The sequence below is a fragment of the Mesorhizobium sp. C277A genome (assembly GCF_040324395.1).
Lineage (GTDB): Bacteria > Pseudomonadota > Alphaproteobacteria > Rhizobiales > Rhizobiaceae > Mesorhizobium.
In genome coordinates this window covers 381,804-404,793 of record NZ_JAMYVW010000002.1, presented here as the reverse complement: position 1 = coordinate 404,793, position 22,990 = coordinate 381,804, and the positions used below count along the sequence as shown (strand labels likewise).

Genomic DNA, 22,990 nt, shown 5'->3' with positions numbered 1-22,990 from the left:
ATGTGGGTATGAAAAACGAACCTATGCGCACCCTCACCATATCCCTTACCGCGCAGCAGATAGCTCGCCTGCAAAGCGCTATCGAAGGTGGCGGTTATGCTTCCAACAGCGAGATTGTCCGCGACGCCCTGCGCTTATGGGAGCAGCGCGAGGAATTGCGCACGCTCGAACTCCAGCACTTGAAGCGGGCCTATGCCGACGGGATGGGCAGCGGCAAGCCAGTGGCTGTCGACCCCACCGAGTTCATCGGCAGCCTGAAGGCAGAACGCCGCGCCCGTGGCTAGCTATAGGCTCACACCGCGCGCTTCGCAGGATTTGCGAGACATCTGGCACACCATCGCCGCCGACAATGAAAAGGCAGCAGACAGACTGTTGATGCGCATTTTCGAAAGACTGGAGCTGGCGGCGCAGCACCCCAAGATGGGCAGCGCACGGCCCGAGTTAAGCGCAACGGCCCGCGTGCTCGTCGAAGGCCGCTATATCATCATCTACGAGCCGCAGCCCGATGGTGTTATCGCTGTGGCGATTGTCCACGGGATGCGCGATCCAGACCATTGGTTGTAGGCCGGCAGGCTTACGATCAATATGAAAAGAGCGGCCCATGCCGCCCTTCGCATCTATCAGATGTCCGATCCTACTTCGCGTTCGGGTTCGGCATCCAGGCCGGCATGGCGACATCGGCATGGGCGAATTGCGGCAGCTTGGCCGACAGGTCCTCCATGTTCTTGATGTCCTTGTCGATCAGGTCCTTCTGGGTGATCAGCGTCGGCGGCACGATGACGTTGTGGCCGGGATCTTCACCGGCGAGCAGCTGCGCCAGCGCGCGCACCGAGACCTGGCCGACGACGGCAGGGTTGGTGGCGGCGGTGGCGGCCCAGGCGCTGTCGGTCTCGCGCATGGCCGCGATGTCCGAGGTAGAGATGTCGGCGGAGTAGATCTTGATCTTCTTGTTCAGCCCCGCCTCGTCGACGGCGATCTTCACACCCTTGGCGAACTCGTCATAGGGCGCGAACATCACATTGATGTCGGGATGCGCCTGCAGCACCGAGCGCGCCTGGTTGGCGACCGAGTTGGCGATCGGGTTGTCGAGCGTGCCGAACATCGCGACTTCCTTGATGCCGGCATGTTTCTTCTTCACGTCGACCCAGGTCTCGTTGCGGCGGTCGAGCGGCGCGATGCCGGCGACATAGACATAGCCGGCGTTCCAGCTCTCGCCATTGTCCTTGACGGCCTGTTCGAGCGCCAGGCGCGCCAGGTCCTTGTCGGACTGTTCGATCTGCGGGATCTTGGGGTTTTCGACATTGACGTCGAAGGCGACAACCTTGATGCCGGCATCAACCGCGCGCTGGGCGGCGTCCTTCATCGATTCCGTCAGGCCGTGCTGGATGATGATGCCCTGCACGCCGAGTGCGATGGCCTGGTCGACCATGTCGGATTGCAGTGCGGCATCCTGGCGGCTGTCCAGCACGCGCAAGTCGATGCCGAGCGCCTTGGACTGGGACTCGACGCCTGAGAGATAGGCCTGGAAGAAATCGCCGGTCGAGAGATAGCGCACCAGCGCGATCTTGACGCCGGGCTTGTCGAACGGCGCCGGCTTGTCGGCGGCAAAGGCCGGGACCTGCATCAGCATTGTTGCGCCGGCCAATCCGAGCGCGACCTTCCCCAAAAGTCGTCTTGTGATGTTCACGTTCTTTCCTCCGTTTGTTGAACCCAAAACTGTTCCGGCAGCCATTCTATCTCCTGCCCCGGCCGGAAAGGGCGAAGGTAAAGACAAGGGCGACGACGAGAACCACGCCCTTGACGAAATCCTGCGTGTAGTAAGGCGCGTTCATCATCGTCAGGCCTTGCAGCAGGATGCCGACGAACAGCGCGCCGATGGCGGTGCCGAAGGCGTTCGGCTTGGCGGCGCCGAGCACCGCGTAGCCGATCAGCGCCGCGGCAACCGCATCGAGCAGCAGATTATTACCCGACGCGATGTCACCGCGTCCAAGCCGTGCGGCCAGCAAAATCCCGCCGATCGAGGCAAAAACTCCTGAAATGACGTAGGCCCAGATCTTGTATGCCTTGACAGGCGCGCCGGCGAGTTCGGCGGCCCGTTCATTGCTGCCCACGGCATACATCATGCGGCCGAAGCGTGTGTATTCGAGGAAGAACCAGATCAGCACGGCGAGCACGATCAGCACGACCACCGAGACCGGAATGAGGTTCGGGATGAAGAAGTCGAAGCGGTGGCGGCCGAGCGCCAGGAAGGCGTCGGAGAATTTGCCGTTGGCGACCGAGCCGTCCGGCATTGTCATACCGGTGGCGATGGAGCGTCCTTCAGTCGGGATGCGCTGCAGGCCGACGAGCAGGAACATCATGCCGAGCGTCGCCAGCAGATCGGGCACGCGCATATAGACGATCAGCCAGCCATTGATGAGGCCGACAAGGGCGCCGATGAGCAGGCAGATGAGGACAGCGACGACAACGTTCTGCTCCAGCACCACCATGACATAGGCAGCCGCCATCATGGCCGATGTGGCAACCGAGCCGATCGAGAGATCGAAGCCGCCGACAACCAGTGTGGCGGTGACGCCCAGCGCCAGCACGCCGGTGATGGCGACCGACTGGAAAATGAAGACGGCACTTTGCGGCGAGACGAACCCGTCGGCGGCGATGGCGAAATACGCGATCAGCCCGAACAGAAGCACGATGAACCCATAGCGGATGGCGTGGTCGCGCAGCGTCATTCAGCGCCCGCCGTCAATACCCAACTCAAACCCGTGCACTCCATTCCAACCCTCAGTTCTTCAATCATCGTGGCTCAGGCCGCACTGTGCAACGGCCCGCCCGCGACTTCGGCCAGCAGACGGTCGAGATCGACATCGGCGTTGCGGTGTTCGCCGACGATGGTCTGCTCGGACATCACCAGTATGCGATCGGCCGTCTCCAGTGCCTCGTCGAGTTCGGTGACGAACAGCAGCGTGGCGCGGCCATTGGCGCTGGCCCTCAGCTTGGCGGCGATGTCGCGCCTGGCGGAGATATCGACGCCCTGGAACGGTTCGTCGAGAATGAACAATCGGGCGTCCTGCGCCATCCAGCGCGCGACCATCACCTTTTGCTGATTGCCGCCCGAGAGCGTATTCATTTCGTCCTTCTCCGAGCGGCAGACGATGCCGAGATCCTCGATCTGCCGGCGGGCAATAGTGCGTTCAAGGCCGCGTTTGAGAACTGAAAAGCGCGACATGCGCTTGTGGAAGGGCAGGCTGATGTTTTCCTGGATGTTGAAGCCGCCGACGATGCCGTTTTCGGCACGGTCCTTGGCGACCAGAAACACGCCGGCGGCGATGGCTTCGCCCGTCGACCCAGGCGCATAGGGCTTGCCATATAAAGTCATCGTGCCGGACAGCGGCTTGCGCAGGCCGAACAGCGTCTCGGCGAGCGCTGTCTTGCCGACGCCGACGAGGCCGGTGATGGCAACGACCTCGCCGTCGCCGAGAGTCAGCGAGAATGGCCGGGCACCAGGGGCGATGCGCAAGGCATCGACGGTCAGGATCGGCTTGGCAGAACTCCTGGCTTCGATGCGGTCAAGATGGATCTTGCGGCCGAGCATGGCGTTAACGGCGCCCTCATAGTCGAGAGGCTTGCTGTCGAATACGCCTGAGATGACGCCATCGCGCATCGAGACGATGCGGTCGGCCAGCCGCCTGATATCCGACATGCGATGCGAGATGTAGAGGATGGCAACGCCCTGCTCACGCAAGCGGTCGAGCAGCGCAAACAGCCGGTCGGCCTCGGCGCTGGACAGCGACGAGGTCGGCTCGTCGAGGATCAGCACTTTCGGCTGGTGCGCCATGGCGCGCGCGATGGCCACCATCTGGCGATCGGCCAGCGACAGGTCGCTGATGCGGGCCTTGAGGTCGATGGCGAGCCCCATGCGGTCGGCCACCGCTTTGGCTTCGCGGCGCACCCGGCCGGGGTTGAACAGCAGCGGCGCGCCCTTGCCGCTCAGCCGGTCGAGCGTCAGATTGGTGGCGACATCGAGATCGGCGACGACGCCGTCATTGATGTTTTGGTGCACGGTAACGACACCGGCGCGGATCGCCTCGGCCGGCGTGTTCGGCGCGAAATCATGACCGGCCAGGTGAATGGTGCCGCCGGCATGGTCATAGACGCCGCTGATAATTTTCACGAGGGTGGACTTGCCGGCGCCATTGGCGCCCATCAGCACAGTGATCTCACCGGCATGCAATTCGAGCGAGACGCCGCCAAGCACCTCGATATGGCCGAAGGATTTCCTCAGCCCGTCCACGCGGAACACGGCATCATTGCCCATTCGTTCCTCCCTGACGATGACGCTATGGGCTACGTCATCAATTGTCAACTCGATTGACAATTGCCAGTCAGCTTCCTAGCTTGGCCTCACCGCCATCGCTCCACTATGATTGGAGCGAGCAAGCGGGAGGGTGAGGAATGACTGCGAAATTGCCGTTTGAAGCACTGTCGGTGGAGACGCTTGCAACGCGCCTCGGTACGAACGAAGCGCTGTGCGCCAAAATCGGCAAAGGCCCTTGGAAGGTGCGCGAGGTCGGCGACGGCAATCTGAACCTCGTCTTCATCGTCGAAGGCGGCTCGGGTGCTGCGGTCGTCAAGCAAGCCCTGCCCTATGTTCGCCTCGTCGGCGACAGCTGGCCGCTGCCCTTGAAACGTTCCTTCTTCGAATATCACGCGCTGACGCGGCAAGAGGCGCGCGCGCCGGGTTCGGTGCCGGCGATCCTCCATTTCGACGAAGCCCAGGCGCTGATCATCATGGAATATCTGGCGCCGCCGCACATCATCCTGCGCCGTGCCCTGATCGACGGCCGCGAGTTGCCAAATATCGCCCGCGACATCGGCCTGTTCATGGCCCGCACTTTGTTCCGCGGCTCTGATCTCTCCATGCCCACCAAGGACCGCAAGGCCGACCTGGCGCTGTTTGCCGACAATGTCGAGCTCTGCGGCATCACCGAAGACCTGGTGTTTTCCGACCCATATTTCGATGCCAAGCTGAACCGGCATACGTCGCCGCAACTGGACGGCCTGGTTGCCGAACTGCGTGCCGACCGCGACCTCAAGGTCGAAGCGCAGCGGCTGAAGCATATCTTCGCCGCCAATGCCGAGACGCTGCTGCATGGCGACCTGCATTCGGGCTCGATCATGGTCACCGACACCGAGACGCGGATGATCGATCCGGAATTCGCCTTCTACGGTCCGATGGCCTTCGACGTCGGCATGCTGCTCGCCAATTTCTGGATGTCCTACTTCTCGCAGCGCGGCCATGAACAGAAGGGCAAGCGTGACGCCATGCGTGCCTATCTGCTCGGGGTGACCAACGACACCTGGACGGTGTTCCGCGCCGAGTTCTCGCATCTATGGCGCACCGAGCGCACCGGCATGCTTTACCAGAAGAGCCTGTTCGAGGATCAGGGCGACATTCTCGCCTCGGAGCAGGCGCTCGACCATGTGCTGCACCAGATCTGGACCGACCTCTTGGGCTTTGCCGGCATCGAGGTGCACCGGCGCATCCTCGGCCTCGCCCACAATGCCGATTTCGAGACCATCGAGGACGAGGATCTGCGGGCCTCCTGCGAGGCCAAGGCGCTGAAATTCGGCCGTCACATCGCCGTCAACCGGCGCCAGATTCACGGCATGGACGAGGTTAATAGTCTGGCCGCTTTGATCGAACGGGAGAGCAGGATTTGAACGTCGGCGAGCGCCACTACCGCACCATCTGGCTGAGCGACGACCAGCGTTCGGTCGAGATCATCGACCAGCGCTGGCTGCCGCACGAGTTCCGCGTCAAAAGGATCGGCACAGTCGACGGCATCGCCACCGCGATCCGTGACATGTGGGTTCGTGGCGCGCCGCTGATCGGCGTCACCGCGGCCTACGGCGTCGCCATCCAGATGGCGGACGATCCGTCTGACGAAGCGCTCGACGCGGCCTGGGAGACGCTGCACAAGACGCGGCCGACTGCGATCAATCTACGCTGGGCACTGGACGAGATGCGGCGGTTCCTCAGGCCGATCGTATTGGGACAGCGCGCGGAGGCGGCCTATAAGCGCGCCGCGGAAATCGCCGACGAGGATGTCGATCTCAATCGCGCCATCGGCGAGAACGGGCTTGCCATCATCAAGGAGATCGCGGCACGCAAGAAGCCGGGCGAGCCGGTCAACATCCTCACCCATTGCAACGCGGGTTGGCTGGCGACGGTCGATTACGGCACCGCCACGTCGCCGATCTATCTCGCCGTCGAGGCCGGCATTCCGGTCCATGTCTATGTCGACGAGACGCGCCCGCGCAACCAGGGCGCCCAGCTGACCGCCTGGGAGATGGCCGGCCACGGCGTGCCGCACACGCTGATCGTCGACAATGCCGGCGGCCATCTGATGCAGCGTGGCGCGGTCGACATGGTGATCGTGGGCACCGACCGCACCACGGCCAATGGCGACGTCTGCAACAAGATCGGCACCTATCTCAAGGCGCTCGCCGCCTCCGATAATGAGGTGCCCTTCTACGTCGCTCTGCCCTCGCCGACCATCGACTGGACGGTGGGTGATGGGCTGACCGAAATCCCGATCGAGGAACGCTCCGGTGACGAGGTGTCGCTGGTCTGGGGCAAGACGGCGGACGGCAAGATTGCGCAGGTGCGGGTTTCGCCCGAAGCGACGCCGGCGGCCAATCCGGCGTTCGATGTGACGCCGGCACGGCTCGTGACAGGGCTGATCACCGAGCGCGGTGTGGCCAAGGCTTCGCGCGAAGGGTTGAAGGCGATGTTCCCCGAACGCGGATAATCTCCCCCCTTTGAGGGTCCCTTGAGGGGGAGATGTCGCCAAAGGCGACAGAGGGGGCCGGCGCGTCCTGACGCGACCTCCCAGCAGCGACAGATGATGCTAGCGCTCCAGTCGAACCGACCCCCTCTGGCCTGCCGGCCATCTCCCCCTCAATGGGGGAGATTAGCGCCTCACCGGCTGGCTACCGGATTTCAGCCCTGCAACAAGAATTGCGGCCTCGATGGCCGCTGACGGTTGCGGTTCTGGCGAAATCCGGCCAGAAGCATCTAGGCCGGCAATCGGCCGGCCCGCGACGTTGCGCTTGAAACCAGATACGGGAGACTATTGGGTGGCTCGCATAACACTGAGACAATTGCTCGATCACGCCGCCGAGTACGGCTACGGCGTACCCGCTTTCAACATGAACAATATGGAACAGGGCCTCGCCATCATGGAGGCGGCCGAGGAGACCAAGTCGCCGGTCATCCTGCAGGCAAGCCGCGGCGCCCGCGCCTACGCCAATGATGTGGTGCTGGCCAAGCTGATCGACGCGCTGGTCGAAATCCACCCCGACATCCCGGTCTGCATGCATCTCGACCATGGCAACAACGAAGCCACCTGCGTCACCGCCATCCAGTACGGCTTCACCTCGGTGATGATGGACGGCTCGCTGAAAGAGGACGGCAAGACGCCGGCCGACTATGCCTACAATTCCGGCATCACCCGGCGCGTCGTCGACATGGCGCATTGGGGCGGCGTGTCGGTGGAAGGCGAGATCGGTGTGCTCGGTTCGCTTGAGAGCGGCGGCGGGGAGCAGGAAGACGGCCACGGCGTCGAAGGCGCCATCAGCCACGACCAGCTCTTGACCGATCCGGAACAGGCGGTCGAGTTCGTCAAGGACACCCATGTCGATGCGCTGGCTGTCGCCATGGGCACCAGCCACGGCGCCTACAAATTCTCACGCAAGCCGGACGGCGCGGTGCTGGCGATGAACGTCATCGAGGAAATCCACCGCCGCCTGCCCAACATGCATCTGGTCATGCACGGCTCGTCCTCGGTGCCCGAGGACCTGCAGGAAATCATCAATAGATATGGCGGCCAGATGAAGCCGACCTGGGGCGTGCCGGTGGAAGAGATCCAGCGCGGCATCAAGCACGGCGTGCGCAAGATCAACATCGACACCGACAACCGCATGGCGCTGACCGGCGCCATCCGCAAGGTGCTGACCGAAAACCCGAGCGAGTTCGATCCGCGCAAATATCTGACGCCGGCGATGGCGGCGATGCGCAAGCTGTGCAAGGAGCGCTTCGAGCAGTTCGGCACCGCCGGCAATGCCCAGAAGATCAAGCCGCTGCCGGTAGCTGAGATGGCCAAGCGCTACAAGTCGGGCAGCCTTGATCCGAAGTTTGGGTGAAGTCCCCTGGCGCCTCTTCCTTCTCCCCTTGTGGGGAAGAAAGAAGAGCTATTGACATAAAAAAGGCCGGGCGCGAAAGCGGCCCGGCCAAAAGAAGGTCAAGAACCTTCAGAGGGGAACACCGTTCGGTGGAATGGGAGGAAACCGCCGAACGATAATTCCTATATGCGCGCATTCGCTGCGGTTGGCGACGAACGGCTTTCTAAAACAATGCGGGATGCGGAAATTTCGTTCTTGTCTTCCAAGATTTCAGCCGGCTGAGCGCCGGTTTCCAGGAGATCGGCGTAGTGCCGGCGCGCCACGTCGGGATGCGAGCGCAGGCGGCTCTTCAGCACATTGGTACCGACATTGCGAAACAGCGGATTGTCGGGATCGCTGGCCGGACCCCGCGCCTCGGCCGCCAGTTCCTCGGGCAGGTCGAGCAGCGGAATCGTGGCGTCGAGCCGGGCGCTGAAGAAGAACGGGACCGAGACGCGCTCGACGCCGGCTGGCGGTGTCACCACACGGTGGACTGTCGCCCGGAGATAGCCGTTCGACGCCAGTTCGAGCAGTTCGCCGATGTTGACCACCAGCGTGTCGGGCAGCGGATCGACGTCGACCCAGGCACCGTCATATTCGACCTGCAGGCCCTTGCTCTCGTCCTGCAGCAGAAGCGTCAGGAAACCGCCATCCTTGTGCGCGCCGACGCCCTGGTTGTCGCCGGTGGCGTCGCGGCCGGGGTAGCGCACGATCTTCATGCGATGGTTGGGCTCGGCCCGGTAGACGGGATCGAAGGCGTCCTCGGCCTGATCGAGCGACAAAGCGAAGGCCCGGAGCAGCCGGATCGCCACCGCCGTCGCCTTGGCCTGCCATGCGAGCAGCGCCGGCTTCAGCTCGGGCAGCGTGGCCGGCCACTGGTTGGGCCCTTGCAGCCGCGTCCAGGCGGGCACGCCGGGGCCTTGTTCGATGGCCGGGCGTTCGACGCCGATGTCGAGCTGTTCGCGCCAGTCGGCCTTGCCTTTGGTCAGCTCGCCGCCGGCGCGCGTGTAGCCGCGGAACTGCGAGGACTTGACCATTTCAATTGCCAGTTTGTCGGCTTCCGGCAGGGCAAAGAAGCGGCGCGACGCGTCGAGCACTTCTGCGGTATCCGCAGCCGATATGCCGTGGCCGGTCAAATAGAAGAAGCCGACATCGCGCGCGGCCGTGCGCAGGTCGAAGAGAAACGTTCGCCGTTCCGAAGCGCCCTGCTCGAGGCGGCCGAGATCAAGCACGGGTACGATCCTGGGCATGGTCAAGCTCCTTGTTCCGCTGTCACGGTGGCACGCAGGCCGGTCCGATCAAAGCAACGCGCAACCCAATCTCGGCGCCGATAGAGAAAGCCGGCGCTGCGTTTGGCAGCCTGCCGGCAAATAACGTTCGTGGCCGCTCATCCGCGCCGGTCCAGCCTGGCGACCAGCCGGTCGCCGACCCACTGGATGCCGCAAACGAGAATGATCAGCACAATGACCACGGCGACCATGACGCTGGTCTCAAAACGCTGGTAGCCATAGCGGATGGCGAGATCGCCGAGCCCGCCGGCACCGATGGCGCCGGCCATGGCCGAAGCGCCGATCAGCGTTACCAGCGTCACGGTGAAACCAGCAACGATGCCGGGCAAAGCTTCGGGCACCAGCACCTCGCGGATGATCGTCCAGCGATTGCCGCCCATGGCGCGTGCCGCCTCGATCAGGCCGCGATCGACCTCGCGCAGCGACACTTCGGCGATGCGGGCATAGTAGGGCGTCGCCGCAATCGACAACGGCACGATCGCCGCCCAGGTGCCGATCGAGGTGCCGACGATCAGCCGCGTCACCGGGATCAGCGCCACCAGAAGGATGATGAAAGGCACCGAGCGGAAGCCGTTGATGACGGCGCCGAGCGCGCGGTTCACCCACAGGCTTTCGGCAATGCCGCCGCGCTCGGTGGCAATCAATGCCAGGCCGAGCGGCAGCCCGAAGACGAGCGAGATGAGGCCCGATGCCGCCGTCATCAGGACCGTCTCCCAGATCGAGCGCAGCAGAAGTTCAAACAGAACCGGCGACATGGCCAAGCACCTCCACCCGTGCGTCGCGGGCCTTCAGGAATGCGATTACTTTGGACAGATGTTTCGGATCGTTGCCCGCGACCGCAAGGAACAGCGTGCCGACCGGCTGCTGCTGGACATGGTCGATGCCACCATGGACGAGGCGGAACCGTCCCGGCACGGCCACCGCAAGATCGGACAGCAGCGGACCGCGCGCGGCCTCACCTGCAACGTCGACCCTGAGGATGAGCTCGGCGCCGCCTCCGGGAGCAAGCCGGCCGGCAATCTCGGCCGGCAGTTGCGGGCGGATGCCGCCGAGCAGGCTCCTGGTGATTTCGGAACGCGGCTCGGCAAAGACCGACCACACCGGGCCTTGTTCGACGATGCGCCCGGCATCGATCACCGCGACGCGGTCGGCGATCGAGCGGATCACCTCCATCTCGTGGGTGATGAGCAGGATGGTCAGGCCGAGCTGCCGGTTGATGTCTTTCAGCAAGGCCAGGATGGAGCGCGTCGTCTCCGGATCGAGCGCTGAGGTCGCCTCGTCGGACAGCAGCAGCGCCGGCCGCGCGGCCAGCGCCCTGGCGATGCCGACGCGCTGCTTCTGGCCGCCCGACAGCGAGGACGGATAGGCCTTCGCCTTCTCCGACAGGCCGACGAGGTCGAGCAATTCGGCGGCGCGCGCCAGCCGTTCGGCCTTTGGGCGGCCCTCGATCTTCAGCGGCAGCGCGACATTGTCCTCCACGGTCTTGGCCGACAGCAGATTGAAGTGCTGGAAGATCATGCCGATGCGACGCCGCAGCGGCTGCAATTCACGCTCGCCGAGCCGGCCGATCTCGCGGCCCTCGATGAAGACGTCGCCGGAGTCCGGCCGCTCCAGCCCGTTGAGGCAGCGGATCAGCGTCGACTTGCCGGCGCCGCTGCGGCCGATGATGCCGAGGATCTCGCCCTTGCGCACCGTCAGCGAGACGCCGTCGAGCGCAGGCGTCGCGCCGAAGCGGCGCTTGAGGTCGACCAGGCGTACGACATCTTCCTGCCCGGCCGATATATTGACCGGACCGGATGCTTCGGCCGTGACGTGCTGGTTCATCTCACTGTCCGTTTCGATGCTCGACAAATGCGACGGCGGCCCGCTCAACAGCGGGCCGCCTGCTCCTGACAACCAGGCGCCGATCAATAGGCGCTGATCCCGGTGCCCTTGTAGACCTTGTCGAACTCGGCCTTGACCGCCTCGTTCTGGTAGGACGCGACCAGCGTCTTCACCCACGCCTCGTTCTCGTTGCCGGATTTCACGGCGATGAAGTTGCGGTAGGGGTTGTCGGCCACTGGCTCCTGGGCGATGCGGTTGTCCGGGCCGAGACCGCTCTTCAGCGCCCAGTCGGTGTTGACGACAGCCGCGTCGAGATCCTCGACCGAGCGCCCGACAATGCCGGCATCCAGTTCCTTGATGACGACCTTCTTCGGGTTCTCGGCAATGTCGGCGGTGGTCGCCAGGATGCCGGTGCCGTCCTTCAGCTTGATCACGCCTTCGTTCTGCAGAACGCGCAACGCGCGGCCCTCATTCGAGGGGTCGTTGGGCAAGCCGATGACGGCGCCTTCGGGCAGGTCGGCAACCTTGGTGTATTTCTTGGAGTAGAGGCCGATCGGCCAGACGCCGGTGTAGCCGACGCGCACGATGTGGTACCCTTGGGTCTTGATCTGGTTGTCGAGATAGGGCTGGTGCTGGAAGGCGTTGGCGTCGATCTCGCCGCGCTCGAGCGCCTCGTTGGGCTGGGTGTAGTCGTTGAACACCACGGTCTCGACGGTCAGGCCTTTTTCGGCGGCCTGGGCGACGACGACGCGCCAGACATCCTCATCCTCGCCGCTGATGATGCCGACCTTGATAGACTTCTTGTCCTCGGCGAAGGACGGCGTCGGCTGAGCCAGACCGGCAAGCGTGACGGCCGAGGCAAAAAGTGCCGCAAGGGCAGCTCGCCGGCTGATGGCTGAAAAAAGAAGAGAGCTGGAAGCGTTTCCGCGTTCGGACATTGTCGATCCCTCGTAATCCTGAAGTCATTGCGGCGAGGTGGAATACCAAGCCTTGACGACATCATCGGCAATGCTGCTTGCCGGATCAAAGAACCGCATTTCTTCTCAAACACGAAGCCGGGAATATTCTCTCAAAGATTTCGCAATTGCGAGAACGGTCACGCCGGACCGGTCAGAATGTCTCGACAAAGGGCCGCAGCTCGACCTCGAAGCTCCAGGCGCTGCGATGCTGGCGATGGGTCGCGAGATAGGTCTGCGCGATCGCATCGGGCGACAGCTGGCTGTCCGGTCGCTCGGGCTTCGTCCCGACCGGCTCGATCTGGCCGTCGATAATGAAATGGGCGACATGGATGTTCTTCGGGAAGAGTTCGCGCGCCATCGACTGAGCCAGACCGCGCAGGCCGAATTTCGGCATGGCAAAGCCGGCGGAGTTGGGAAAGCCCTTGATGCTGGCGGAGGCGCCGGTGAAAAGAATCGAACCGGAGCCGCGCGCAAGCAGCCGCCGCGCCGCTTGCTGGCCGACCAGGAAGCCGCCATAGGCGCCGACAAGCAAGGCTTGTTTGACCGCATCGGGATCGACCTCGGCGATCGGGCCGCGCGTGCGGCCGCTGGCATTGAAGACGGCAAGGGCCAGCGGGCCTTGCTTGTCGGCGGCGTCAAACAGGCCGGCGACGGAGGCCGGATCGGCGACGTCGGTTTCGACGGCCAGCGCGCCGGTTTCCCCGACCAGCGCCGCGAGTTTGGCCGTGTTGCGGGCGGCCAGCACCACACGATAGCCTTCCGTGGTGAGAAGGCGTGCCAAAGAGGCGCTCAGGCCCGCACCCGCGCCGGCGATCACTGCGACTTCGGATGCCATGTCGTTTCTCCTTGGCGATGACGTGTTCGTCTCATAGCTGGCGTCTTGAGCGGCGAGACGCAAGAACGACGTTGCTCGATTTTCGCTGTTCGGTGAAAAACCCTGCCGGCAGGTTCGGAGCAATCGACCGCGGCCAGGGTCTTGCCTGGCGAGACAATCCGTCCGACAGGTGATTGCGTTGGAATCGCAAACGGTGTCGCAAGGGAGTCGACCGTGGAACCAATCTGGGCCGTCGGCCTGATGACCGGCACCGTGCTTGACGGCAATATCGACGTGGCGCTGATCAAGACCGATGGCGAGCGGATCGCCGATTTCGGCACCTATACGCTGGCCCCCTACCCCGCAGCGATCCGTGCCTTGCTGGAGGAGACGCTGCGTCAGGCCCGGGTGTGGAATTTCGACGGGCCGGAGCCGGCGATCTTTGCCGAAGCCGAGGAGGCGCTGACGCGGGCGCAGTCGGCGGCGGTGAAGGACCTTGTCGAAAGCTACGGCCTGACCATGGGCGATATCGGCGTGGTCGGTTTTCACGGCCAAACCGTGCTGCATCGTGCCCCGCAACCCGGGCGGCGCGGCGATACGCGCCAGTTGGGCGATGGCGCGCTGATGCATTCCATTTTGGGCGCCAAGGTCGCCTATGATTTCCGCTCGGACGATGTGCGCGCTGGCGGCCAGGGCGCACCACTGGCGGCTGCCTACCACGCGGCGCTTTTGAGGGAAGCCGACGCCAGCGGGGACACCGCTGTGCTCAATCTCGGCGGTGTCGGCAACGTCACTTGGTGGGACGGCAAGGACAACATCGTCGCCTTCGACACTGGCCCGGCCAACGCGCCGCTCAACGATTTCATCAAGGCAAACGGCCTCGGCGAGATGGACCGCGACGGCGCACTGGGCGCGGCCGGCACCGTCGATGAAGTGCGGCTGGCCAAATTGCTCCAGCATCCGTATCTGACCAAGCCCTATCCGAAATCGCTCGACCGTTTCGACTTCGGCGCCGCCATGGCCGACGGCCTCGGCGCAGAGGATGGGGCGGCGACGCTGACGGCCTTCACCGTCTCGGCCGTCGGCAAGGCGCTCGATTTGTTGCCGCGCCGGCCGAAGCGGCTGGCGGTCAGTGGCGGCGGCCGCCGCAACCCGACGATGATGGCGATGCTGGCGAGGCGCGCCAACGTCGAGGTTGTGCAGGCCGAGACACTGGGCTGGAAAGGCGATGCGGTGGAGGCCGAATGCTTTGCCTTCCTTGCCGTGCGCGTGCTGCGCGGCCTGCCGATCAGCTTTCCCAGCACCACCGGCGTGCCGCGGCCGATGCAAGGCGGGCGGCTGGCAGGTTAGAGCTTCTTCTGCAGGAAGATGCGGCTGCGGCCGACGGGAAAGTCAGGCAGTTCGCCGAAGCGCCGGTAGCCTTGCCGCTCATAGACTTTGGCCGCTGTCGGATTGAACGTATCAATCCAGGCGTTTTGGCAGCCGCGCTTGACCGCTTCCTCCTCGGCAGCGCCCAGCATGTCGCCGGCCATATGCCGGCCGCGCAGGCGTTCGTCGACCCACAGCCACTGCACATAGAGCCAGCCCCAGGCGGTGTATCCCGAAATGCCGGCGACGACAGCGCCGTGCTCATCACGAACGAAGACGGCGATCGGCTTGCGGCCGGAGGGGCCGACATCGCCGTCATTGAACGCCGTCAGCCGCTCGGCCAGGAAGGCGAGGTCGTCTGACGAGGGGTCGGCAGTGGTTTCAAGCGTCGTCTTCATCCGGGCGGGGCTCGCATGGCAAGCCAAGCTCTAGCGAAGGACGGGATGAGAACGCAAGCTTTACGGCTTGATGGGCAGCGGCGATCGCCATGACCCCGCTGCTGCCGCAACCAGCATCAGCACGGCGGCGACGATGGCGCAGATGGCAAAGCCGAACGATGAATAAAGCGGCCCGAAGCTGGTGGTGCCGATGAAGACGGCGAGGTAGGTGACCGAGCTGTTCAGGCCCATGATGGTGCCACGGCGCGACGGATCGAGCGCGGTAAGGCGCATCACCAGCACGTTCAGGCCGAAATGATTGGCAAGGCCCCAGATGGCGATCATAGCCAGATCAGCACGAAATTGCTGCTTGCGAGCGCGATCGCGACATAGACGACGGCGACCAGCAGATAGGCGAAAGGCATGACGCGCCGTGCGCCGATGCGGTCGATGACGCCGTCGAGGAAGGCCGCGGCGCCGAAGCCGGCGCCGTAGGCGAGTGCGGCCAGCGCATTGGCGCTGACGGGCTCGCCCAGATCCTGGTGCAGATGATCGCCGAGATAGCCGTAGACGCCGTAAAAAGCGGTCATGAAGGCGGTGCAGGCGATGAGCAGCGGCACGATGCCCGGAATGGCCAGCGCAACGAACGGCGACGGCGCCGGGCCGCTCTTCCTGACGTCGCTGAGCGAGGTCATCGACAAGGCAGCAAGCGCAATGGCGGAAAGCACCGCGACGGCGGCGAAGACGGCGCGCCAGTGCACGAGATCGGCAAGCACGGCCGACAGCGACACGCCGGCCACCATGGAGACCGTCCAGCCGGTCAGCACGACGCCGATCGTGCCGCTTTCGCGGCCGGGCGGCGCAATTGCCGCTGCACTGGCATAGATGGCCGGCATGGCGACGCCGGCGGCGATGCCGGCGACGGCCTGGGCCGCGACCAGCATGATCACCGTCGGCGCCAGCGCGCTGGCGAGAAGCCCGACCGTCAGCAACAGCAGAGCGCCCTGCAGCATGCGGCGGGCGCCGACGCCGTCGATATAGCGGGCGAGGAACAAAGCGCTGGCGGAAGTGCCGAGGCCGAAGGCAGCCGACGCGGCCATCACCGCCGGCACGCTGGTGCCGAAGGATGCGGCGACTGCCGGAGCAATTGGACCCAGGACCAGCGAGTTCGAGCCGATGACGGCGATGCAGCCGGTCAGGAGATAGGCCAGCGCCGGGATCGGCTGATGGAGCGTTGCAGCTTGATGCGCGTTCGTCATCGGGTCATAATGGCCGAACTGAATTCCGCGACAACAAGGAATTTCGATATGGACGAAGAAACAGATGGGGTTCTGCAGAATAAGGTAGCTCCCCGAGAGCTCGACGCAATCGACCGAAAAATATTAGGCGTGCTGGTCGAGGATGCGACGATCAGCTACGCCGAACTTGGCGAACGCGTCTGCCTGTCGCCGCCGGCGGCGCATGAGCGGGTCAAGCGCCTGCGGCGCAGCGGCGCCATCCGCGGCACGGCTGTGATCATCGACCCGAAGGCGGTGAAAAAGCCGCTGCTCACCTTCGTGCATATCGATACCAAGGGCTGGGGCAAGACGCCGGAGCTGATGGCCGTTTCGCAATATCCTGAGGTCGAGGAAATCCATTCGGTGGCCGGCGACACCTGCCTGCTGCTCAAGGTCCGCACCGAGGACACCAGGGCGCTCGAAGGCCTGCTGGCGCGTCTCTACGAAACGCCCGGCGTCACCTCGACGCGAAGCTATGTCGTGCTGTCGACCTATCTCGAGCGCCCGGTGCAGCCCGAGATCACCGCGCAATGGCCGACGCCCCGGCATATGGCCACGCCGTTGTACTGATCTGCGCTATCTTCGTCTTGCCGGGGCCACAACAATCCTTCACAAACGGCACCCTATATTGATGCCAGGCATTGATTTGGGGTGACGAGAGGCGCGGCTTGGAATTCGAACTGAAAACCATCGAGGCGCTGGCCCCCGATCAGGCGTCGCTAAGCGCCGCCTCGAAGCTCACCAAGCGCTCGAACTGGCCGCGGCTGGAGAAGAACGAGCAGCAGGCGCTGATCTGGGGCGAATGCCAGGGCTCGGGATCCAACCCCTATCGCACCGTCGTCGACACCGGCGACCACGGCTACAAATGCACCTGCCCGTCGCGAAAATTTCCCTGCAAGCACACGCTGGCGCTGATGTGGATCGCCGCCACGGCGCCGGCCAGCTTCACATCAGCCGAAACAACGCCGGAATGGGTCAATGACTGGCTTGGCCGGCGCAGGAAGAGTGCGCCCCCGCCGGTCGACGCAAAGTCTGGCAGGGGCGCGTCTGGCAAGAGCATTGGCGAGGCCTCGCAGGCAGAGGAAAGCACCGTCGATGACGCCGCCGCGACGGAGCGCCGCGAGACGGCGCAGCGCAAGCGGGCGGAAGATACGCGCACCGCGGTGGCAGGCGCGCTGGACGAACTCGACCAGTGGATTGCCGACCAGCTGCGGCTCGGCCTTTCCGCCTTTGCCGACGCCAGCAGCGAGCGCTGCCGCCGCATTGCCGCCAGGCTGGTCGACATGAAAGCAACGGCGCTTGCGGGACGCATCGACGAAATCCCGGCCCGGCTAATGGCGCTGCGCAGCGAGGAACGGCCGGACGCGGCGATCCGCGAACTCGGCAAGCTGGTTTTGCTGGCCAAGGCCTGGCGCTCGGCGCCAGACGATCCCGAATTGAAGCGGCTGGTGTCGGCATCCGAAACCCGCGACCAGGTGCTGGCCAATCCCGATGCAAGACAGGTCGACAGCCAGTGGGAAGTCATCGGCGAGAAGATCGAGACCCGCCGCGACGGCCTTGTCAGCCATTCTACCTGGCTGCTCGACCTGAAAAGCCCGACGCCGCAATTTGCGCTGCTACTCGATTTCTTTCCGGCCTCGGCCGGCCGCCGCTCTGCCGCGTTCACACCTGGCGACCGGTTCGATGCAAGGCTGGTGTTCTATCCGTCACGCCAACGGCTGCGGGCGCTGGTAGCGGAGCGCAAGGGCGATGTCGTGTCGGGCGCCTGGCCGGATTTCGGCCTCGGCATTGTCAAGGATCCGCTGGCGGCGCATGCGGCGCACCAGGACGCAGCACCCTGGTCGACCGATAGCCCGCTGATGCTGCCTGCCGGCGCGATCCTGCTCGATGAGCGCGGCACCGCCTGGTGGCAAGCGGCGCACGACCCGCAAGGGATCGCCCTGCCTGTCGCCGGAACCGTCGATCAAACCGTGCTCGGTCTCGACCTTTCGGCAACGGCAGCCCTGTGGAACGGCGCGCGGCTCGATCTGCTCGCCGCGCAAAGCGGCTTCGGGAGGCTCGATCTGTCATGAACGAGCTCGAGCAAACCGGCCTGGCGACGATGCGCGACTGCTGGATCACCGGCGGAACTGCGTTCGATCTGGCGCCAGCCGCGTGGAAGGAAATCGCCGGCGGCGCAAGCCCGGACGAACGGGAGCGGCTGTTGCTGGCCATCGCCGCGCAGGCGCTCGATGTGGGCTTAAGGCCAGCCGCGCCGAAGTCGCTGAAGCGGCGCCCGCCGCTGCCGAGGCTTGGCCTGCCGCTGCTGCCGGAGCGGTTGCGGCCGCTGTTGCGGGCTGCCTTGAAGAACACCGCCGATGCGCGGCGCAAGGCGCGCGTGGCGACGCTCGTCGCCGGCCGTGGCTACGTGCTGCATCCGATGGACTGGATGCCGTCGGCATCAGACCAGAACAGCCCTGACATCTATGCGCCGTGGATCGACTGGCAGGCCAGCGTCGAGGGGCTGAAGATTGCGCCGCAGGAGCAACTGACGGTGCAGAACTGGGATGACTTTTACCCCGCCGCGCGCCGTATCGCGTTGACCGAGATGCGCCGTCGCGATCCGGCCACGGCCCGCAGCCTGATGGAAGCGAAGGCGCCCGGCGAGCCGGCGGAAGTCCGGCTGGCACTGATCGAACTCATGCATTTCGGCCTGACGCCTGAGGACGCGCCGTTCCTGAAAAGCCTGGCCACTGACCGCTCCGGCAAGGTGCAGGAACTGGCGAGCCGGCTGCTGGCGAGGTTGGGCGAGCACGGTCGTGTTGGTGGCGGTGCCGACGATCCCGTTGCCGAACTTGCCGCCTTCATCGCAGAAGGCAAATCCGGCTTTATCCGCCGCCGCACCACCTACACCCCGGCAAAACTCAAATCCCCGGCGCAGGAAAAGCGCCGCGCCGAACTGTTCGAGACCTGCAATCTGGTCGACCTTGCTTCCCGATTTGGGGTCAGCGAACCCGATTTCATTGCAGCCTGGCAGTTCGGTGCCGACAACAATGCCGACATCCAGATCTCACGAATGGTCGCCGCGTCGGGCAGCGACGCTGCAGTAACGCAGATGGCCGACACGCTGATCGCCGAGGGTGGCAAGCCGGCACTGTTCGTGCTGCACCTGACACCGCGCCTGGATAGCCGCAGGAAGCGTGTCCTGGTCAGATTGATCCTGAAAGATACGCCGCAGTATGTTAGCACGCTCACCCTTGCCGAGGGCTTCGAAGCCAACTGGCTGGATTGGCCCGACCTGACGAACGGCCAGAGCTTGGCGGTGTTGCGTTCGGCTGTCGCCGGCAATGATGACGCGATGAAGCGAACCGTCGACGACCTGTTGGAAACTTTGGGCTTTCTGGCCACTGCGGCGACAGCGGAAAAATTGATCGAGCATGTCGTTGCGGCCGGCATGCCGCCGGCGGCAGCCTCGCTCGCTTTCCTGCGCCTCAACGCGGCCCTGACGGGAACCAACCCATGACAATCCGGAGAACAGCACCATGAACGCAGCCATCCGCCTCCCCGTCGAGCAGGCCTATGCCGCTGAACTGCAGGCGCTGGCGCGCAATGACGACAAGCAAAAACCTGCGGGATGGAGCCTCTCGCCAAAGGCCGTTCTGACCTACCTGCTCGGCGGCAAGGCAAGCGACGGCACCGTGATATCGCCAAAATATGTCGGCCGCCGCCGACTGATGGAAACGGCGGTGGCGACACTCGCCACGGACCGCGCGCTGCTGCTGCTCGGTGTTCCCGGCACCGCAAAATCCTGGGTGTCGGAACATCTCGCCGCCGCCATCATGGGCAATTCCACGCTGATCGTGCAGTGCACGGCCGGTACCGACGAGAACCAGGTCCGCTACGGCTGGAACTATGCGCAGCTTTTGGCCAAAGGGCCGAGCCAGGAGGCGCTGGTGCCGACGCCGCTCTACCGCGCCATGGAGAGCGGCAAGCTATGCCGCCTGGAAGAGTTGACGCGCATGGGCTCCGATGTACAGGACACGCTGATCACCGTGCTGTCGGAAAAGATGATGCCGATCCCGGAGCTCAACACCTCGCTCTATGCCCAGCGCGGCTTCAACATCATCGCCACCGCCAACAATCGCGACAAGGGCGTCAACGAGCTGTCCTCGGCGCTCAAGCGCCGCTTCAATGTGGTGGTTCTGCCGCTGCCCGAAGACATGGCCGAAGAGGTGGCGATCGTCTCCAAGCGGGTCGACGAGTTGGCCGGCGGGCTCGACCTGCCGGTGCCGAAAAATGTCGGCGAGGAGATCGCTCGAGTGTTGACCATTTTCCGCGAGCTGCGCTCGGGCGCAACCGCCGACGGCAAGGTGACGCTGAAGACGCCTTCGGGTTCGCTCTCGACCGCCGAGGCGATCGCCACCATGGTCGGCGGCCTCAGCCAGGCGGCGTGGTTCGACAGCGGCAAGCTCGGCGCCGAAGGCCTCGCCGCCAGCCTTGTCGGCGCCATCGTCAAGGACCCGGTGCAGGACAAGGTGGTGCTGGAGGAATATCTCGAAACGGTGCTCAAGAAGCGGCCGGACTATGCCGGCTATTACGCGGCGCTGAACGCAGCGATCTGAGGTCATGAGCGACGTCGCCTATTTCGGCATCCGCCATCACGGGCCGGGCTCCGCCGACAGCCTGGTGCAGGCGCTGCGGGACTTGCAGCCGGTCGCGGTGCTGATCGAAGGGCCGAGCGACGCGTCCGCCCTGCTGCCATTGCTGGCGCGCCCGCAGATGCAGCCGCCGGTGGCGCTGCTCTGCTACCCCGAGGACGATCCGGCCGCGACAAGTTTCTGGCCGTTCGCCGAGTTCTCGCCGGAATACCAGGCGGCGGTGTGGGCGGTGGCGAACAAGGCGGCATTGCGGTTCATCGACCTGCCGTCATCGGCACGGTTCGCGGCACCGGCAACCGACGACCCCGACAAAACGGCTGACGCCGACAAGCCCGAACCCAAGGACGAAACCGGTGAGGATGGCGAGCCCGCATCGCATCGCGACCCGATCGGCACGCTGGCTGCGGCCGCCGGCTATGAAGATGGCGAAAGCTGGTGGGCCGACATTATCGAGCAGAATCCGCAGCCGGGTCCAATCTTCGCTGCCATCACCGATGCGATGACGACGCTGCGCGACGGCGAAGGTGCGATCGCGCCGTTCGAGGCCAAGCGTGAAGCGCATATGCGATTGGAAATCGCCGCCGCGCGCAAGGAATTCGCCGGACCGATCGCCGTCGTCTGCGGCGCATGGCATGTGCCGGCCCTGCAGGCCGCGCACACGCAGAAGAACGACCAGGCGCTGATCAAGGGAATTGCCCGGCGCAAAAGCATCATGACATGGGCGCCATGGACCGGGCCGCGTCTTGCGCTGGGCTATGGTTATGGCGCTGGCGTCGTCGCGCCCGGCTGGTGCAAGCATCTGTGGCGCACACGAGGGCGGCGCGACGCCGCGACGCTGTGGCTGGCGACGATCGCGGCGGTGCTGCGGGCGAAGGGCCATCTGGTGTCGACCGCGTCGCTGATCGAGGCCGAGCGGCTTGCGCGCACACTGGCTGCCATTCGCGAGCGGCCGAAGCCCGGCTTCGAGGAATTGCGCGATGCCGCGATCGCGGCGCTGTTCAACGGCGAAGCGGTGCTGTGGGCGCTGGTCGAGGCCGAGCTGCTTTTGGGCGCGGATGTCGGCGAGATTCCGCCCGACACGCCGCTGGCGCCGCTGATCGAGGACCTGCAGCGGAACCAGAAGGCGGCGCGGCTGAAGCCGGAGGCGCTGGAACGCGAGCTGTCGGTCGATCTGCGCAGCGAAAGCGGACTGTTTCGTTCGACATTGCTGCACCGGCTGAACGTGCTTGGCGTGCAATGGGGCAGGCTGGCCGACGCCGGCCGCAGCCGCGGCACCTTTCGCGAAAAATGGACGCTGGCCTGGGAGCCGGAATATGCCGTGCGCCTGGTCGAGAACCTGATCTACGGCCCGACTATCGAAAAGGCCGCCAATGGCCGCCTGATCCAGATGCTCGGTGCGGCCGCGAGCCTCGACACGCTTGCCGCCCTTGTCCAGAGCGCCATTACGGCGGATCTGTCGGAGGCCGCGAGCGCCGGCCTTGTAGCGTTGGAGGCGCGCGCAGCGCACAGCAGCGAATGCCTGGAGATGCTGGCCTCGGTGCCGCCGCTTGCCGACATCATCCGTTACGGCGAGGCGCGCAAGACCGAAACCAACCGGCTGTCCGGTTTGTTGGAACGGTTGATCGTCGAAGGCGCGATCGCGCTGCCCTATGCGGTGCGCGACCTGGACGAGCAGGCCGCCACCACGCTGGTCGGTGCTGTGCGCAAGGCCGACACGGCGATCCGGCTGGTCGAGCCCGGCGAAGGCGTGCTCGATGCATGGCGCAACGGCCTGACCGGCGTGCTGGAAGGTCCGGGCTCGACGGCGCTGCTCGCCGGCTGCGCCGCGCATCTGCTCTATGAAGCCGGCCAACTGTCGGCAGAGGACGCCGCCGGGCTGCTCGGACGCAGGCTGTCGCCGGGGACGCCGGTCGCCCAGGCAGCGGGGTTCTTCGAAGGTTTCTTCAGCACTGCCGGCCAGCGGCTGATCTACGACGAGGGCCTGCGCGGCGCCGTCGATGGGTGGCTGAAATCGCTCGGCGAGGACGCTTTCATCGCGCATCTGCCATTGCTGCGCCGCGTCTTCTCCAATCTGGACTCGATGGAGCGGCAGCGGTTGATCGAGGCCGTGCTCGGCCGCACCGCAAGGTTGCCGGCCGGCCTGACGCCGGCGCCGGATGGCGGCGAGGGCTGGCGCCGTCACCTGGAGCGGCTTGGGCCATTGCTGGCGGGCGGAGTGTGAC

20 protein-coding genes and 1 pseudogene are annotated in these 22,990 nt (G+C 64.9%); 11 read left to right on the top strand and 10 right to left on the bottom strand.

The window, feature by feature from the left end:
• Window positions 1–23 precede the first annotated feature (23 nt).
• Together NKK52_RS01945 and NKK52_RS01940 are read left to right on the top strand one after the other, a co-directional pair.
• The gene (locus tag NKK52_RS01945; RefSeq protein WP_023692171.1) at window positions 24–284 is read left to right on the top strand and encodes a ribbon-helix-helix domain-containing protein; all 261 of its coding nucleotides are present in this window, start codon (window positions 24–26) and stop codon (window positions 282–284) included.
• On the top strand, window positions 277–564 hold the full coding sequence (locus NKK52_RS01940; RefSeq protein ID WP_023696644.1) for a type II toxin-antitoxin system RelE/ParE family toxin: 288 nt from the start codon (window positions 277–279) through the stop codon (window positions 562–564). The genes NKK52_RS01945 and NKK52_RS01940 overlap by 8 nt, the downstream gene beginning before the upstream one ends.
• A 70-nt stretch (window positions 565–634) precedes the next feature.
• Here the strand turns inward: NKK52_RS01940 and NKK52_RS01935 are convergent, their stop codons facing one another.
• The 3 genes from NKK52_RS01935 to NKK52_RS01925 form a co-directional block, all read right to left on the bottom strand.
• Window positions 635–1,687, bottom strand: coding sequence for a substrate-binding domain-containing protein (locus NKK52_RS01935; RefSeq protein WP_023692173.1), 1,053 nt, complete (start codon window positions 1,685–1,687; stop codon window positions 635–637).
• A gap of 46 nt (window positions 1,688–1,733) precedes the next feature.
• Window positions 1,734–2,729: an ABC transporter permease gene (locus NKK52_RS01930; protein ID WP_023684450.1), complete on the bottom strand. Its 996-nt coding sequence runs from the start codon at window positions 2,727–2,729 to the stop codon at window positions 1,734–1,736.
• A gap of 74 nt (window positions 2,730–2,803) precedes the next feature.
• The gene (locus NKK52_RS01925; RefSeq protein ID WP_023684451.1) at window positions 2,804–4,315 is read right to left on the bottom strand and encodes a sugar ABC transporter ATP-binding protein; all 1,512 of its coding nucleotides are present in this window, start codon (window positions 4,313–4,315) and stop codon (window positions 2,804–2,806) included.
• Window positions 4,316–4,452: 137 nt separating this feature from the next.
• Between NKK52_RS01925 and mtnK the strand changes: the two genes are divergently transcribed.
• The 3 genes from mtnK to fba all read left to right on the top strand — a co-directional run bounded on the left by mtnK (window position 4,453) and on the right by fba (window position 8,205).
• Window positions 4,453–5,721: an S-methyl-5-thioribose kinase gene (gene mtnK / locus NKK52_RS01920; protein WP_023684452.1), complete on the top strand. Its 1,269-nt coding sequence runs from the start codon at window positions 4,453–4,455 to the stop codon at window positions 5,719–5,721.
• Window positions 5,718–6,812 (top strand): S-methyl-5-thioribose-1-phosphate isomerase, encoded by a 1,095-nt coding sequence (mtnA, locus tag NKK52_RS01915; RefSeq protein ID WP_023684453.1) that lies wholly within the window; start codon window positions 5,718–5,720, stop codon window positions 6,810–6,812. Before mtnK ends, mtnA begins: the two co-directional genes overlap by 4 nt.
• A 328-nt stretch (window positions 6,813–7,140) precedes the next feature.
• On the top strand, window positions 7,141–8,205 hold the full coding sequence (fba, locus tag NKK52_RS01910) for a class II fructose-bisphosphate aldolase (protein ID WP_023687044.1): 1,065 nt from the start codon (window positions 7,141–7,143) through the stop codon (window positions 8,203–8,205).
• Window positions 8,206–8,366: 161 nt separating this feature from the next.
• Here fba and NKK52_RS01905 read toward each other — a convergent pair whose 3' ends face one another.
• From NKK52_RS01905 to NKK52_RS01885, 5 genes are all read right to left on the bottom strand, one after another.
• The gene (locus tag NKK52_RS01905) at window positions 8,367–9,473 is read right to left on the bottom strand and encodes an isopenicillin N synthase family dioxygenase (RefSeq protein WP_245263121.1); all 1,107 of its coding nucleotides are present in this window, start codon (window positions 9,471–9,473) and stop codon (window positions 8,367–8,369) included.
• A gap of 137 nt (window positions 9,474–9,610) precedes the next feature.
• Window positions 9,611–10,267 carry a methionine ABC transporter permease gene (locus tag NKK52_RS01900; protein WP_023668578.1) on the bottom strand — a complete coding sequence of 219 codons (657 nt, stop codon included), beginning with the start codon at window positions 10,265–10,267 and terminating at the stop codon, window positions 9,611–9,613.
• Complete coding sequence (locus NKK52_RS01895) at window positions 10,248–11,336, bottom strand: methionine ABC transporter ATP-binding protein (protein WP_023687042.1); 1,089 nt, start codon at window positions 11,334–11,336, stop codon at window positions 10,248–10,250. Before NKK52_RS01895 ends, NKK52_RS01900 begins: the two co-directional genes overlap by 20 nt.
• Before the next feature lie 83 nt (window positions 11,337–11,419).
• A complete protein-coding gene (locus NKK52_RS01890; RefSeq protein WP_023668580.1) occupies window positions 11,420–12,274 on the bottom strand; it encodes a MetQ/NlpA family lipoprotein in 855 nt (284 codons plus the stop codon).
• A gap of 172 nt (window positions 12,275–12,446) precedes the next feature.
• Window positions 12,447–13,130 carry an SDR family NAD(P)-dependent oxidoreductase gene (locus tag NKK52_RS01885; RefSeq protein ID WP_023668581.1) on the bottom strand — a complete coding sequence of 228 codons (684 nt, stop codon included), beginning with the start codon at window positions 13,128–13,130 and terminating at the stop codon, window positions 12,447–12,449.
• A 213-nt stretch (window positions 13,131–13,343) separates the two neighbouring features.
• Between NKK52_RS01885 and NKK52_RS01880 the strand changes: the two genes are divergently transcribed.
• Complete coding sequence (locus NKK52_RS01880; protein WP_023709949.1) at window positions 13,344–14,459, top strand: anhydro-N-acetylmuramic acid kinase; 1,116 nt, start codon at window positions 13,344–13,346, stop codon at window positions 14,457–14,459.
• Here the strand turns inward: NKK52_RS01880 and NKK52_RS01875 are convergent.
• The gene (locus NKK52_RS01875; RefSeq protein WP_023684459.1) at window positions 14,456–14,875 is read right to left on the bottom strand and encodes a GNAT family N-acetyltransferase; all 420 of its coding nucleotides are present in this window, start codon (window positions 14,873–14,875) and stop codon (window positions 14,456–14,458) included. The two genes, NKK52_RS01880 and NKK52_RS01875, sit on opposite strands and share 4 nt — an antisense overlap.
• Before the next feature lie 60 nt (window positions 14,876–14,935).
• A pseudogene (locus tag NKK52_RS01870) lies at window positions 14,936–16,113 on the bottom strand (MFS transporter).
• Window positions 16,114–16,161: 48 nt separating this feature from the next.
• Here NKK52_RS01870 and NKK52_RS01865 point away from each other — a divergent pair.
• The 5 genes from NKK52_RS01865 (at window position 16,162) to NKK52_RS01845 (ending at window position 22,989) form a co-directional block, all read left to right on the top strand.
• Window positions 16,162–16,701: an Lrp/AsnC family transcriptional regulator gene (locus NKK52_RS01865; protein ID WP_023724276.1), complete on the top strand. Its 540-nt coding sequence runs from the start codon at window positions 16,162–16,164 to the stop codon at window positions 16,699–16,701.
• 98 nt (window positions 16,702–16,799) lie between these two features.
• Window positions 16,800–18,203, top strand: coding sequence for an SWIM zinc finger family protein (locus NKK52_RS01860; RefSeq protein ID WP_023684463.1), 1,404 nt, complete (start codon window positions 16,800–16,802; stop codon window positions 18,201–18,203).
• Window positions 18,200–19,633 carry a DUF5691 domain-containing protein gene (locus NKK52_RS01855; RefSeq protein WP_023738416.1) on the top strand — a complete coding sequence of 478 codons (1,434 nt, stop codon included), beginning with the start codon at window positions 18,200–18,202 and terminating at the stop codon, window positions 19,631–19,633. Before NKK52_RS01860 ends, NKK52_RS01855 begins: the two co-directional genes overlap by 4 nt.
• A 19-nt stretch (window positions 19,634–19,652) precedes the next feature.
• Window positions 19,653–20,732: an ATP-binding protein gene (locus NKK52_RS01850; protein WP_023682607.1), complete on the top strand. Its 1,080-nt coding sequence runs from the start codon at window positions 19,653–19,655 to the stop codon at window positions 20,730–20,732.
• A 4-nt stretch (window positions 20,733–20,736) separates the two neighbouring features.
• Window positions 20,737–22,989, top strand: coding sequence for a DUF5682 family protein (locus NKK52_RS01845; RefSeq protein ID WP_023682608.1), 2,253 nt, complete (start codon window positions 20,737–20,739; stop codon window positions 22,987–22,989).
• Window position 22,990 lies beyond the last annotated feature (1 nt).